At 40.0% G+C, this 15249-nt stretch carries 11 protein-coding genes and 1 pseudogene; 4 read left to right on the top strand and 8 right to left on the bottom strand.

Annotated features, from left to right (window positions below; translation table 11 throughout):
• Positions 1-227: 227 nt before the first annotated feature.
• Genes AB7E53_RS07480 through AB7E53_RS07460 form a run of 5 tightly spaced genes read right to left on the bottom strand, consistent with a single transcriptional unit; the run spans position 228 to position 4016 of the window.
• Entirely contained in the window at positions 228-896 is a 669-nt protein-coding gene (locus tag AB7E53_RS07480) for a B3/B4 domain-containing protein (RefSeq protein WP_446774982.1), read from the bottom strand.
• Positions 893-1738 (bottom strand): peptidoglycan editing factor PgeF, encoded by an 846-nt coding sequence (gene pgeF, locus AB7E53_RS07475; protein ID WP_446774980.1) that lies wholly within the window; start codon positions 1736-1738, stop codon positions 893-895. The genes AB7E53_RS07480 and pgeF overlap by 4 nt, the downstream gene beginning before the upstream one ends.
• Complete coding sequence (gene obgE, locus AB7E53_RS07470; RefSeq protein ID WP_371690087.1) at positions 1701-2852, bottom strand: GTPase ObgE; 1152 nt, start codon at positions 2850-2852, stop codon at positions 1701-1703. The genes pgeF and obgE overlap by 38 nt, the downstream gene beginning before the upstream one ends.
• An 8-nt stretch (positions 2853-2860) precedes the next feature.
• Positions 2861-3433 carry an adenylate kinase gene (locus tag AB7E53_RS07465; protein WP_068186900.1) on the bottom strand — a complete coding sequence of 191 codons (573 nt, stop codon included), beginning with the start codon at positions 3431-3433 and terminating at the stop codon, positions 2861-2863.
• Positions 3434-3470: 37 nt separating this feature from the next.
• Positions 3471-4016, bottom strand: coding sequence for a phosphoribosyltransferase family protein (locus AB7E53_RS07460; RefSeq protein WP_350456756.1), 546 nt, complete (start codon positions 4014-4016; stop codon positions 3471-3473).
• 122 nt (positions 4017-4138) lie between these two features.
• On the opposite strand from AB7E53_RS07460, the gene AB7E53_RS07455 reads away from it, so the two are divergent.
• The 4 genes from AB7E53_RS07455 to AB7E53_RS07440 all read left to right on the top strand — a co-directional run bounded on the left by AB7E53_RS07455 (position 4139) and on the right by AB7E53_RS07440 (position 9814).
• Entirely contained in the window at positions 4139-5656 is a 1518-nt protein-coding gene (locus AB7E53_RS07455) for an NAD(P)H-hydrate dehydratase (protein WP_079682984.1), read from the top strand.
• A 110-nt stretch (positions 5657-5766) separates the two neighbouring features.
• Positions 5767-6834: a DUF4831 family protein gene (locus AB7E53_RS07450; protein ID WP_446774979.1), complete on the top strand. Its 1068-nt coding sequence runs from the start codon at positions 5767-5769 to the stop codon at positions 6832-6834.
• A gap of 25 nt (positions 6835-6859) precedes the next feature.
• Entirely contained in the window at positions 6860-8530 is a 1671-nt protein-coding gene (locus AB7E53_RS07445; protein ID WP_079682912.1) for a peptide MFS transporter, read from the top strand.
• An 861-nt stretch (positions 8531-9391) separates the two neighbouring features.
• Positions 9392-9814 carry a hypothetical protein gene (locus AB7E53_RS07440; protein WP_446774977.1) on the top strand — a complete coding sequence of 141 codons (423 nt, stop codon included), beginning with the start codon at positions 9392-9394 and terminating at the stop codon, positions 9812-9814.
• A 363-nt stretch (positions 9815-10177) separates the two neighbouring features.
• Here AB7E53_RS07440 and AB7E53_RS07435 read toward each other — a convergent pair whose 3' ends face one another.
• The 3 genes and pseudogenes from AB7E53_RS07435 to AB7E53_RS07425 all read right to left on the bottom strand — a co-directional run.
• The gene (locus AB7E53_RS07435) at positions 10178-11317 is read right to left on the bottom strand and encodes a Wadjet anti-phage system protein JetD domain-containing protein (protein WP_446774975.1); all 1140 of its coding nucleotides are present in this window, start codon (positions 11315-11317) and stop codon (positions 10178-10180) included.
• The gene (locus tag AB7E53_RS07430; RefSeq protein ID WP_446774974.1) at positions 11314-14721 is read right to left on the bottom strand and encodes an ATP-binding protein; all 3408 of its coding nucleotides are present in this window, start codon (positions 14719-14721) and stop codon (positions 11314-11316) included. The genes AB7E53_RS07435 and AB7E53_RS07430 overlap by 4 nt, the downstream gene beginning before the upstream one ends.
• Positions 14705-15112, bottom strand: a pseudogene (locus AB7E53_RS07425) (DUF4194 domain-containing protein); the annotation flags it as partial. The gene AB7E53_RS07430 and the pseudogene AB7E53_RS07425, both read right to left, overlap by 17 nt.
• Positions 15113-15249: the final 137 nt, after the last annotated feature.

The following is a 15249-nucleotide window of genomic DNA, read 5'->3' as shown; positions in this document are numbered from 1 at the left end:
AATGGACTTTACATCCATACGCCCGCCTTCGTTCAAAGCGTTCCACACAAGACCGGCATTCATACCAATAGATTCAATCATGTTCACTAATTTTGATTAATAATAAGGATAATACTACAAATGTATATATATATTTGATATTAAAACGAAATAATATGCTTTTTAGCATAAAACAGCCTATAATTTAACATTATCGAAGTATTTATTCAACAAACATCACAATTCGATTACAAAACAGGCGATATCATTTCAATCTGAATATTGCGTGCAGTTGCGTACTTTTCAAGCAGATCCGTTGCATATGCAACAGCCTCCATTAATCTCTCTTCTCCGGAATACCCGTTGATTATCATCAGAAGCTTTGTGGTAGAGAGATCGATTTTAGTGCGCTCTTCGTCACTTGTAGGAGTTCCTATACCACCCTGCCCGTCGCGGTAGACCGGAAGCCCCTCTATGTTTAAAGGGCCACGGCCAATTCCAGTAAATAATTCATCCGCTTGCCCTACGCCTAAAATAAGATCTCCTTTTATTTTTCCGGCATCAAAACCACCGATGGAATAACCTGTATGGATAGAGACCAGGTTGATAAGATCCACCAATGTATCTATTTTGTAAAGCGGATATCCCTTCAGAATCCTCCGGCACAAAGCTTCTGCCGAAGGGCGGTAGCGGTTCGGATCTTTTCCCAGCTTCTTGTAGGCCTGCCGGGTTTCATATATTGGGATTCTCCGGGCAATCTCTTCCATGCGCATGGATAAGCGCAAAGACTCTTCCTCTGCTGCTATTTCTTCCCATAAAGCTTCATCCGATGATGTATTAACCACATCACAGGAAATAATCCCCAGATGTAACCGGGGGCATGCCTGATAGATCTGTTCCGATACCGATATATTCATTCTTGTAAAGTATTTGTCAACTGTATGCCACTCAGCATGCGTCCGCTGTTAAAACCCAGCCTCCGCGCAGAAAAAAACAGGTTCGTGTCTGAAAAAGTACATAAACCGGCTTCGTTTATCTTCGTTGGGGAAACACCTGCCTGCAGCAGTTGCAAGCGGCTGGCTTTACTTAAATCGAGGTGTAATTTCCCTGTCTGTACATTTCTGCGGCTAAACTCTTCCACCGGCAGACCAGCTCCGATAAATGAATCTGCAACCTCTTCGCCCACTTCAAAAGCTTCCATACCGATACAGGGACCAATTCCTGCCAGCACAGCTTCGGAGTTGCAACCGTACTCCTTCTCCATAAAACGAATGGTTTTAAGAACAATCTGTTGTACCGTTCCCCGCCAACCGGCATGAACGGCAGCCACCACCTTTTTTACAGGATCGTATAGCAAAACAGGAACACAATCGGCAGTAGTAACCCCCAGACAAATTCCGGGCACGTCTGTAACCAGCGCGTCAACCCCATACAATAAATCCCGCCGGGCATCCTTATCAAGAAACAACGATGCTTCGGTAAGTTTTACTATGTTGTCTTCGTGACTCTGATAAGGCACAAACAACCGATCCGGTTCTATCCCCATCGATTGGCAGAGCAACAATCTGTTGGTACGCACTGTATCCGGATTATCACCACAAAAGTAGCCTGTGTTTAATCCCTGATAAGCTGCAGTACCCACTCCCCCGCAACGGGTTGTTATAAAATGAGAAATGTTGCAATCCTGTCCGAAGACAGGGAATTGCAACATTACAAGCTCTTTAATTTTGAGTAGATTCATCTTCTTCATCCCATTCATACTCGTCATATTCCTCCGGTTCCTCGTCCTCATCTTCAGGGAAAACGTAATCATCGTCGTCGTCAAACTGAAGGGCCGAAACATCCAGATTCTTATGAACAATACGTTCAACCTCGTGGAAAGTCTCTTTATTAAGCTCTTTCCACAACAAATCTTTTAAATCCATCAAACCCGAATTCGTTATGGAAGAGATAAACACATAGGGAACATCCGGCAAATCCTCTGCCAGGGCATCCATCAGCTCCTGATCCAGCATATCACTTTTGGTAATAGCCAGCACTCTTCGCTTACCGAGTAATTCGGGATTATATTTTACCAACTCATTGTGCAGAATATCATATTCCTTCTTTATATCATCCGCATCGGCCGGAATCATAAACAGCAACAAGGAGTTACGTTCGATATGTCTTAGAAAACGCAGTCCCAGACCTTTGCCTTCGCTGGCACCTTCAATAATACCGGGAATATCAGCCATTACAAACGAACGGCCGTCGCGGTAACCTACAATACCCAGGTTAGGTTCGAGCGTGGTGAACGGATAATCTGCAATTTTGGGCTTGGCGGCAGAAACTACAGACAGTAAAGTAGACTTACCGGCATTGGGAAATCCAACCAATCCCACATCCGCCAACAGCTTAAGCTGCATAATCACCTTCCGTTCCTGAAACGGCTCGCCGGGCTGTGCATAACGCGGAGCCTGATTGGTAGAGGTACGGAAATGCCAGTTACCCAGACCGCCCCTACCGCCTTTCAGCAGCATCACCACCTGTCCGTCGGACGTTACATCGCATATAAACTCGCCCGTTTCGGCGTCATACACTACCGTACCGCAAGGCACATCGATGTAGCGGTCTTCGCCATCTTTTCCAAAACTTTTCTTGGCACCGCCGCCGTTTCCGTGAGTTGCCATCACATGGCGCTCAAATTTGAGGTGAAGCAGTGTCCAGTAATTCCGGTTACCCCGGAGATACACATGACCTCCTCTCCCTCCATCGCCTCCGTCGGGACCTCCTTTCGGAATATATTTCTCGCGGCGAAAGTGAGAAGACCCTCTTCCACCCTTTCCAGAGCGGCAATAGATCTTTACATAATCTACAAAGTTCGATTCAGCCATTGTTTAATTTATTTAGCTCCGTCAATTGCAACTTTAATACGACCAAAGATATCTTCGATTGTACCCATACCCTTTACAGCTTTGTGTTTTCCTTCTTCTACATAATAAGCAGCCAAAGGAGCTGTCTGGTTGTGATACACATCCAATCTTGATTTAATAGTTTCCAGGTTATCGTCCGAACGACCCGAAATTTCACCACGTTTAAGCAAACGCTGGATCAGTTCGTCTTCTTCAACCTGAAGATCGATCATAACAGAAACATCTGTTCCACGTTCGTTAAGCATCACCTTCAGCGCCTTTGCCTGAGGAATAGTACGGGGGAAACCGTCAAAAATAACACCTTTAGAATCTTTTTTGCTGTCCAAAACCTTGGCAAGCATATTAATGATCAGTTCGTCCGGAACAAGCTGACCTTTTTCGATATAGTCTTTCGCTATTTTACCCAGCTCAGTTTCTCCTTTGATTTCGCCACGCAAAACATCTCCGGTTGAAATATGATCCAACGCATACTCCTTAATAATCAATTCGCTCTGCGTACCTTTTCCTGAGCCCGGTGCGCCAAAAATTACAACGTTCAACATACTCTTTATTCTTCTTTATTATATATTTTGAATTTCCTTATTTTCCTGGCTCCACGATCTTGTAGATATCGCGGTACATACGTCCCAGTTCATCATAATCCAGACCGTACCCAACAATAAAATCGGTGGGGATGGACAATCCAACATAATCGGGTATCAATTTGCACTGCATAGCTTCGGGTTTAAACAACAGCGTGGCCAGCTTCACATCGGCGGCTCCGGCATTGTGCAGTTTATTCATTACAAATTCCATGGTAAAACCTGTATCGATGATGTCTTCCATCAACACCACGGTACGTCCTTCCACCGGTACCTGTATGGGCATAATCTCATTGATTTCGCCGGACGATGAGGTCCCTTTATAGGATGAATAGCGTGCAAACGTGAGCTGATACGGACCATTTAGCTCCTTCATCAGTTCGGCTGCAAACATAAATGCACCATTTAACACTCCAACAAACAAAGGATCTGTTCCTTTAATGTCTTCTTTTATACGAACAGCCATGCCTTGTATGGCTTCCTTGATTTTACTCTCCGGAATAAACAGTTCAAATTCTTTATCTTTAAGCCGAATCCTATTCATATGTCGTTTTTGTTACGAGACGACAAATGTACAACTTTTTCGCCGAAGCACAAAAAAGTGTAGCATGATAGCAAAGTTTGTTATACTTTTGTATGTCGATTTATGTCAGATACATTAAAATTATGATGAAAATATTTCCTACAAATATCATTAAAGAGCTTGATCAGTATACGATCCAGAACGAGCCCATCAATTCCGCCGATCTGGTTGAACGTGCTGCAAGGGTTTTTGTACATGAGTTCTGCCGTCGTTATTCCAAACAGACACAACTGATTGTGTTTGCCGGTCAGGGTAACAATGGAGCGGATGCCCTGGCCATCGCCCGTTTACTGCTTGACGAAGGTTACCGGCTTAAAACCTATCTGTTTAATCCAACCAACCACCTTTCGTACGATTGCGAGCTTAACAAACAGCGGCTGCTTGCCATGGCCAATATCGACTTTACGGAGGTAGTGGACGATTTTATTCCGCCGGTACTTACCAGCCGCGATGTGGTGATAGACGGACTGTTCGGATCGGGACTGAACCGTCCTCTTACAGGAGGTTTTGCTGCGGTAGTGAGATACATCAATCAATCTGAAGCGACTGTAGTTTCTATCGACATACCTTCCGGACTCTTTGGCGAAGACAACCGCACCAATATTCCATCGGCCATCATTCAGGCGCACACCACGCTTACCTTTGGTTTTCCTAAGCTTGCATTTATGCTGGCAGAAAACGAAGTATATGTAGGCGAATGGAAAGTATTGGACATCGGTACACATCCGCAGATTGTGGAGGAGACTCCGGCCGACTTTATGTATCTGCTTGAAGAAGACATTTCGCCGGTTTTCGGGCCCCGCAATAAATTTTCACACAAAGGCACCTTTGGTCATGCCCTGCTTATTGCCGGCAGCAAAGGGAAGATGGGTGCGGCTCAGTTGGCCGCCAAAGCCTGCCTGCGGAGCGGTGCGGGTTTACTGACCGTGCATGTACCCGCCAAAGGGGGTAACATCCTGCAAACAGCCTTTCCGGAGGCAATGCTCAGCTTCGACAATAATGCAGAACATTTTTCGTCCGTACCCGATTCGGGATCTTACTCGGCTGTAGGGATCGGCCCGGGATTAGGTCAGCACATGGATTCTGCCGCTGCCTTCGAACGTTTGCTTCAGCAAAAAACGAAAGCACTGGTCATCGATGCCGATGCCATTAACATGCTGGCGTCCAACAATGAATTGATCAAGAAGGTTCCGCCCCTCAGCATCCTCACCCCCCACCCTAAAGAATTCGACCGTATTGCAGGCGAAAGCAGTACCTCTTACGAGCGTCTGCTCAAAGCCCGGGCTTTTGCCATGGAGCATTCCTTGTGTATCGTACTTAAGGGAGCCTATACGGCGGTATGTTCGCCCGAAGGAAACGTATATTTTAACTGCACCGGTAATCCGGGAATGGCCACAGCCGGAAGCGGAGATGTGCTTACGGGAATCATACTTAGTCTTCTAGCTCAGGGAATTAGTCCGGTTACCGCAGCAGTATCGGGCGTATTCCTTCATGGAACGGCTGGCGACCTTGCCGCGGTTTATCGTTCGGAAGAGAGTATGATTGCCAGCGATATGATCGAAATGCTTGGCAAGGCATTTAAGCAGATTAGAAATTATTAAGAGTAAAAAAATGAACAGTTTTTCGACTGATTATTTGAACTTTACTCTTGCTTCTTACAAAAAAATGAATAGTTTTGCAAATTAGTTTTAGTATATAAAACATTTGAATCATGAAAAATTTCATCCTTATAGCGGGTCTGATGTTCTCTTTTTCTATGACAGCCCAGACTAAAGTGGTAAAAATGAACGCCGTTAAGAGCAACAATTTCGGTGTTGCTTATTCGCTTCCGCTTACAACATTTACGATAGACGCTGAAGTTACTAAAATTACAAGCAAGGCCGGTCCTTATTATAAATATGCCGAGAAATACCTGGGCGTTAAAGATGTTATTACCGAAGACAAGGTGGTTTTTCAACTTGACAAGGTAACATTGGAAAACAAGGGAATTCCGGATAAGGAAAACTCGTACATGGTTGAATTTAAATCGGGTACCACAGCTCCCTTTGTCTATCTTACGGAAGAGGGTCTGATCTGTTCCATCAATGCAGAGGTAGACGAAAGTATATTCAGTGCCGACTCTACCAAAAAGAAAAAAGTGGTTCCTGCCGGTATCAACTCCACCTCTGTGCTTTCAGAAGAACTTCTGATGGCGGGATCTACAGCCAAACAGGCAGAAGTAGCAGCCAAACAAATCTATCGCATACGTGAAAGCCGCCTCAATATACTAACAGGCGAAGCTGATAACCTGCCACCCGATGGCGATGCCATGAAACTGGTTATCGAACAGTTGGAACAACAGGAAAAAGCGCTCACCAATCTCTTTACCGGGGTGGTGACCAAAGAATCGTTGCAAAAACAATTCACCATACAGCCTACCGGCAACATGGAAAAAGAAATCCTGTTCCGCTTTTCGGAACTGATGGGAATTGTGGATGCCGATAATCTGGGAGGAGCTCCTGTATACATCAACCTTACGGCTACCGAGAAGGCTCCCGTACTGGATCCTAAAGAGGCTGAAAAGAAACTCAAAAATATGAAAGGCATTATCTACAATCTGCCTGGCAAAGCCACAATAGAGATAAAAATGAACAACAAGACCCTGTACCAGGGAGAACACCAGGTAACACAATTTGGTAGTCAGGAGTCGCTCGCACCTTCCATGTTTGAAGACAAGAAAGCGCCTGTAAAGGTTTATTTCTACCCGCAGACCGGTGCCATCAAACAGATCATTCAATAATTATAAACTTAATACGTAACGACGCATGTTTAAAGGACATCCTAAAGGATTAATTATCGCCTCTATTGCCAATATGGGTGAACGCTTCGGCTTTTACACCATGATGGCGATCCTGTTGCTATTCTTACAGGCTAAATTCGGACTCGATCAGGTTGAGGCCGGAAGTATTTATTCTACGTTCTATTTTTTGATCTATGTACTCGCGCTGGTAGGTGGCTTTGTAGCCGACCGATGGTTGGGACTTGGTAAAACCATTTTTTCGGGTATCGTACTTATGTTTCTGGGATACATCGTTATTGCCATTCCCGGAACCGGACTTTACCCGGTATTGGGTGGATTGCTGATTATCGCCTTGGGTAACGGTTTGTTTAAAGGAAACCTGCAGGCTCTTGTTGGTAACCTGTACGACGATCCTAAATACAGTCAGCTTCGCGACCGTGCATTCAGTATCTTCTATATGTGTATCAATATCGGTGCTATTTTTGCTCCCCACGCTGCTACGGGTATTCGTAACTGGTGGCTAGCTCAGCACGGACTGTCTTATAACGGTGCACTTCCTAAAATGTGCCACGACCTTATTAACGGCAAACTGGGAGACACCTCTGTGATGCAGAACCTTGCCAACGAAGTAAGCGGTGGCACTGCTGTAACAGACCTTACCGTATTTGCCAATACCTACCTGGATGTATTTAACACCGGCTATCATTTTGCATTTGCCATTGCCGCCTGTTCAATGCTTATTTCCATGTTGGTCTATACGTTTGCTAAAAAATACCTTGCACCGGGCGATGTTACTGCTGCACAGCAGGCCACAGCCGCTGCTGCAAGTGGCGTTAAAATAGAAAAGATGCCTTGGATCGAGGAGAAGAAACGCCTTATCGCACTCGGTCTGGTATTCCTTATCGTAATTTTCTTCTGGATGTCGTTCCACCAGAACGGAGTTACACTTACTCTGTTTGCCAGAGACTACACAGAAACACATGTAGGTCCGGGAACCAGCCTTATCTTCAATATCTTCTCTCTGATGGGTATTGCAGCCGGTGTAGGTGGATTGATTGTTGCTTTCTCTAAAACCAGGATGTTGAATCGTATCATCGGCGTGATTGCCTTCGTTGCCGGTACAGCTATTGCCATCAACTTCTACAATGAATTTGTTGCTGCTAACGGATCACCTATCTCTCCCGAAATTTTCCAATCCTTCAATCCGTTGTTTGTTGTAACACTTACACCGGTAGTGGTTGGATTCTTTGCTTGGTTGAATAAGAAAGGTATCGAGCCTTCAGCTCCCCGTAAAATCGGTATCGGTATGTTTTTGGCTGCCGCTTCATTCCTTATCATGATTGTAGGTTCACTGGGACTGGTTGCTCCAAAAGATCTTGCCGAAGGAACAGATGCCGAACGTGCATCGGCCTATTGGTTGATTGCCACCTATTTCTCGCTGACTATCTCCGAGCTGTTCTTAAGTCCGATGGGTATCTCCTTCGTTTCGAAGGTTGCTCCTCCCCGTTTCAAGGGACTTATGCAAGGAGGTTGGTTGTGTGCCACCGCATTGGGTAACCAGTTACTGGTAATCGGTACAATTCTTTGGGGTAAAGCCGAAATCTGGCAGGTATGGGTATTCTTTACCGTATGCTGTATCATTTCCGGATCAATTATCTTCGCCCTGATGAAGAGACTGGAAGCAGTAGCCAAGTAATTCCGTTTTTTATGTGATTAAACTGTATTGCTATAACGATAAAGGAGATGTTTCAGACAGAAACATCTCCTTTTTTTATCTCTCAGACTTCCATTCCCTCTTCCCCGCAGGCTTACCCTATAGAATCTGCTACGTCATTGAAGAATCTCTGATTCCGCTGTCCATTCCTCTGCTAAATACATCCTATTTATCTCGTCACTATATCTATTTGTTTCATTCTTTATGTTTGAAAATTTCCAAGGTATATAATCGGCGCAAATACTAAGCCAAACAACTCTTACACAACGACATATAATATTTTTCATTTAAGAGAACAAATCGTTTGACATATGTCGAAATCGATTTTGACATATGTAGAAATGCATTACGACAGTTGTCAAAATGCATTTTGACAGCTGTCGAACGAATTCGACTCTTAAGTCTTTTACTTTAATTACAGGCATGAAAGAATTTCTTTACTTAAGAGATTCATTTATTTATAAACGGGAAATGTAAATCATCTTCACGACACTTTTCAAACCAGCAAACGGCACTGTTGTATTCAACACAAAAGAGTAAAAGAGGAATACAACTCAAAAAAATAATACATGACAGATGACAGATGAAAAGGATCTGTCACACAGCATCTGTCATTGTCAGAAGCCGCTTCAACAAAAGGATCTGACTGCAAAAATGATAGATGACAGATTGTTTTGTCAAAAACAGTTTTTAATTGAAATAACTAAAATAACTTAATTATCAAATATTAACAAATTGGATCATCCGATTAATATTAAATTATTATATGTTTGTAATTAATAATCCTACAAGAGGAGTAAAGATTCAAGGAACGAATTCACCTCATTTTAATACTTATAACTTATGAAACAAAAACTATTTTACTTACTTTTAATTTTACCTCTTTCACTTCTTTCATGCGGAAACGATGACACTAACCCGGACGATTATCATCATCCCTATGGCTATATGGAAGGAACATTCCCCAATGCAACATTAGGACGTAATTTAATTTTGGTACTCAACGGTGATACGTTGAATAACAAGAATGTGCAATTTGTTTCAAAGGGTAGTTCAGAAAAACCGCAAGCTGTTTTAACGTTGTTAAATACAATAAACGGTGAAGCAAAAACCGAGATTGTAACTGATCTTGTAAAAGCGACAAATCCTGACAACGACGAATTAATAAGACTAAAGTTTGAAGGTATTTATTCCACAAAATCGCATTCCGTAAAATATTCTGGATATATAGAACCGATGGTACTATCCATAAATCTGGAAGAATAAAAGTCTGATTAAAATACTATAGATACAAACCTGTGAAGGAAAAGCATACTCCTTCACAGGCGTATGTATTTGCTGGTTTTGACGTTAAAGAATTTACATCATTTATATTTCAAAATACTGATATTCAGCCTTGAAAAGCAGAAATACAGACATACTTATTACCTATCACATAGCAAGACATAGAATTTTGTATTTTCGGCTGAAAGCAAGCGGGTTACAAGAATAAAATTCTCGATAGGTAACGATTTAGAAACGAGCTAACCTCGTTTATTTGTACCATTTTCACACTACACAAAGAACGACTTACGGGGGACGAAGATACAGATTTCAAATCTGGTTCACAATTATATTACAATATTCTTATCATACTAGAAACTTCAAACTATACAAATAAGTAATTTTCTCTTGTTCAAGTCTTCGCCCATTTTCTTTTAAAAACTCATACATACAAATTTCACTTGCATCAAGATTTGATAATTTAGGAGGATTAGCAACCTTGTTTTCAACGCTCATTTCTTTAAATTGTTCATAAGTACTCATATCCATCATTATAGATTTTGTATTTGGGAGATAGCCCTTTAATTGAGACAATATTTGAAATCCGTAAATATCAATATCACCCCAATAAAAAATAGATTTTGACTGTAGCCAATTTACATTTTTCAAAGTATTGATTGCAAATCCTTTTCCAAATATAACAATGGCATTTTTAATTGTTGGCAATGTAAGAAAATTCATTTCATTTTCTGTGATATAAATCTTTGAGCAATCCAAATCAAGAGTTCTCAATTCGTCCTCTGTGATAGAAATATCAGTTAATCCAGAAAAATATTTATTTGCAATGTCAGGGTCTATTATTCTAATCCTGATTTGTACAGGCTTACATTTTAAGCCAAATCGTTTTTCGAAAACTCTCTCATTCTGATCTTGAATATGATTATGAATCAATATATCCAATAATGATTGGATGATTGCCTTGTTTTCTTCTATAAATTTTGTATGGATTTCAATCGGCAATTGCCGTATATATAAATCAGGATTGGGATTGGAAATGAAATATCTACATACCTTGAGTATTTCATTCCATCTTTCAGAATTAGCGGTAATTGAAAATGGATTGTTTTGGCACCAATTAAGGAGTTGAGGAAATTCAGAAGTGATTTGCAATACATTTTTCTTAAATAAAGCAACTTCCTTTTCTTTTCCAATAAATTTCAAATAATTATCTTCGCATTCAAACGTGAAAGATTGAGGTAGGCTCTGTACACCATGTTTCTTGGTATTAATCGTTTCATAATGGATAGAGTATCCATAGGGTTTTCGATCTGTAGAACAAGAAATCAATTCATTCAGTTCCTCTTTCATTTTAATAAAATCTTCCGACGGCTTTTTATTGGAACGAATTTGCCTCGGAAAGAAACTTTGATTTGCTTCTATAAGCGACTGTAAATACTCTTTATACAAGGTATTTGCTTTTTTCTTTATTTCAGAAACTGTTATCATGATTGTGCTGCAATGTATTTTTGCCTTTCAGTTTGAAACTGCAAAATAGGAAGGTCATAAATAACTGCATTTCGATTACTTTCTCTTTTTACAAAATGAACTGCAGAGATATATGGTTCAATAACTCCTGTTTGAGTATCTGGAGTAACACATAACAGCTGTAAGTGTAATTGTTTACAAAGCTGCATTAAATAATTTGCTTTTTCCGTATCTTGATTGCTGAATGATTCATCAATACAAATGAAACGAAAAGAATTTGTATTTCGACCTGTTTGACTAATCCCAAATTGATAAGCAATTGCCGAACCTAAAATAGTATATGTCAATTGGGCTTTTTCTCCTCCTGAAAGCTTACCGGTACTGTCATAAGTTCTATAAATGCTTTTATCTTCTCTGCGCAATTCTTTGGCGCTAAAATTCAACCAATTTCTGACATCGGTAACGTACCGGCGTTCATTTTCATTATTTGAAAGAGTTTCTATCAAAGACTTTATTTTCAAAAAACTCTTCTCCAGTATTTGATCTTCTTTTGTAATCAGATACTCTGCCATGTTGGGTTTCCATTCTTTAAGATTCAACCTGAATTGGCGGATTTTCTCTGAATTGTCCTTTTTTATATCCAAAAATATATAGGTTTCAGGATTAGGACGGAAATTGATCTTTTCTAAAGAATTATTCAGCGCCTCAATATTCTCTCTGATATTCTCCTCCTGTGTTTCCAGATGTGCTTGAAATTTAGTCATCCGGTCAATCATATCATTGTTGAGGTATTTTTTGAACCGCTCCTTGTATTCATATAATTGTTCATTCTTAATCCGATTATATAATTCAATATAGTCGGAAATAAATTCCAGATTCAAGGATAATTTATCCGTATCACTTTCCCAATCGGGAAATTTTCCTCGAAGCTCTTGGCTTGGCTTCTTAAATTCGATTAAGCATTCGGATAATTTATTTTCAGAAGACTTTATTTTGTTATTATTCTCATTTATATCTGAAAGTAACTTGTCTCTTATTTCTTTTTGTATTGATTCAAACGTCGATAATGTAAACTGTTTTGATTTTTCAAAACACGACTCGAAAAATGAAAATTGTTTTGCAAAATCCATATCAGAAAACTCAGATAAAGTTTGCTTGCATGTTATCAATTCTTTCCGATTGTTGTTACGCTTATCATCAATAAGCGTTCTGGTTGATTTGAAAGTATCTAAATGTTCATTCAACACTTTCAACTCATCAATTAATTCATTCAATTGTTTTTTGAGCGTTTCAACCCGATTATTGGTTTTTATTAATGCTTCTTTTTCTTCCGTGATTTTTTGAATAGAAACTACCATCTCTTGCCAGTTTATTTCTTGAAATTTTTCAAATCCAGACAACAGGATAGCAATTTCTTTTTCTTTATTCATTCGGTCATATTGACGTTCATAGGTTTTAACTTGCTTTTCAGCGGTTTTAATTTCTATGTCAATTTCGAAAAGAGTTTTTTGCGTAATCTTGATTTTTTCCTTATTATCCCAACCTAAAACAAAATGAGACTTGTCGAATACTTTTAAACGATCGTCTTTTTCATGCCGTCTGTCGTTTTTTATTAACCCCGAAGACGTCAAGGCTCGTTTATAAGTTTTGAACAAACTCAAATCATCGGTACAAACATAATCGAAGTGGGTTCGTATCTGATTTTCCAACCAATCGGCATATTCCGACTGCCTGTTGAGTTCCATTTTAGAAAACAGGCTGTCTTGGACGTCAGGGACAAATTGATTCAAAAAGTTTTCCTCTTTTATTCGTTGGTAAACAATTCGTCCTTTCAGGTTATTATCATTGACAAATTGGTTTACCTGATGATAAAATCGCTCAGGTACTATTAATTGCAAAGCAAAGTGGTGTAACACTTTTTCAATCGCAAATTCCCATTTGTTTTTTGCGTTGGTTCTTATTTGAAGCAATTCTCCTATAAATGGAATTTCTGTTTCTGTGGCTCCTGTTGCCTGCAAAATTTCCTGACGAATTTCTGCCACTCGCCCTGTAATATTATTTTTCTGTTTACGAAGAGTTTCTAATTCTGAGGCCTTTTCTGCATAATCATTATTGAGTCGCTTTACTTTTTCTTCTTCTAAAATACAAGAACGATGGACTTCAACAGCATCTTTTTCTAATGTTTGTTTTAGACTGTTTATCGTTTCTAATTGAGTGTCGAAATATTTTTCGTCAGGGTTTTCTTGTAGATTAATTTTACGAACAAGATTGTTGTACTTATCCAATAATCCTTCCCTGCGTTCTTTCTCTTTAGTTTGAGTTGAGATTCGCTTTTCTAACTCTGCTATTTGATTGCCGACTTCGTCTTGTTTTATTTCAACCATCAAGGTCGTTTTATCATCTTCCTTTTGTTGAATGATATCTGTTGAATCTTTTATTTTCAAGTCATAATCATTTAGCTCCCGCTCCTGTTTTTCAATTTCTTTTTCTAATAAATCTTGTTTTCGGGTAGTAAAATAAATGGGAGTTGTATTTTGCAGTTCGTCAAGTTCACGCCGTTTTTGATTCAACAATTGCAATTCTTTGTCCTTTTCAACAATCGGATTTAATAACCCTAACTGAGTTTCTGCTTTTAGGATTTGATTATGCGCTTTTACTAACGATTGAAATCCTTCTTTTAGAGAGAAAAACTCATCTTCTATGTTTGTTTCTTCCAACATATTCTTCCGGATAAAATCGTCCAGATTACCGAGCACTTTCAGACCAACAGTTTGACTGAAAAGAATAGACGCTTTTTCTGAACGCATACCGAAAAAACGGCGCATTGCTTCTGCATATTTCCCCGGAGAATCAAAGAACTCTACCAATTCTTTGGTTCCATATTTAGGATACTTTTGTTTCAAACGTTTTTTCCATAGACCATTGGCATCAAAAGGTATAAGGTCTTTTTCGATAGATAATTCTTTGTGAGATATAACAAAACTGCGCTTCATTTCAGAGCCAACAAACCATCGGGTTTGAGCAAGTGTTATAAATCGTTCTTCGTTTCGAAATACAGCCAAGATGATAGAATAAGTTTTGGTCTTATCGTGGCGCAGACGTTGAATTTCCCTTGTCTGTTCATATTCTGTTTCACCAATTTCGCCTAACACATACGATTCTTCCGATCGCTCATCTTTTGTATTTGCTCCTGATGCCTGATTGTAACGACGCATACGCCGTTCTGGTACCAAAAGGGTCAAAATTGCTTCCAAATAAGTTGTTTTACCCGCTCCATTGGCTCCTGTCAGTAGACTTGTGTTCCCCTCAGGAGATATACTGAATATTTGTTTATCAAATACGCCCCAATTGAATATTTCAACCCGCTGAAGTCGATAACCGGCTTCCGATGATTGAGTACTAAACAAACTATAATTGTGACTCATAATCGGTTAGTTTTTGTTTGAACTCAAACAACTTGTCTGCTGTAATTTTTGATTTGATAATACGGCGAACTTCATATTTTCTCTCATCGGGATATGGAGTGTCTTCTATTTTTTTAAGGAAATCCAGATTCAGCATGTCTTTTATCAAAGTGTCCAAATTTCTCAACAATTTAGCCTGATTTGATTTTTCTTTAAAAAATATTTCGATTCGTTCTCTGAATTGTTTATGTGTAATGTACAGATTCCGTGTTTCCGTATCCGTGATTTCAAATTCATCCAGCCATTCCCGAAGCAACACACAAAGCAATGTTTGCTCATATGTTAAAGGCATCCGTCGAATTAAGCCAATCGTTTTTCCTTCCTCGTCTTCTTTTTGCCTTAAAAATGCGTATCCGTCTTTTTCTTATAAATAACAGTTCAAAAGTATACCACCATTCCAATTGAAAAGTATACCAGCTAATCAGAAAAAATAGAGGCTAATGTCAGCACTTGATGGAGTGCAGGCGTAGCCGAAACGGAATCAAGTGC

The organism is Macellibacteroides sp. (assembly GCF_050251695.1).
In the GTDB taxonomy this organism is placed as follows: domain Bacteria; phylum Bacteroidota; class Bacteroidia; order Bacteroidales; family Tannerellaceae; genus Macellibacteroides; species Macellibacteroides fermentans.
Note: the sequence above shows the minus strand (reverse complement) of the source record. Positions and strands in the feature narration are given on the sequence as shown.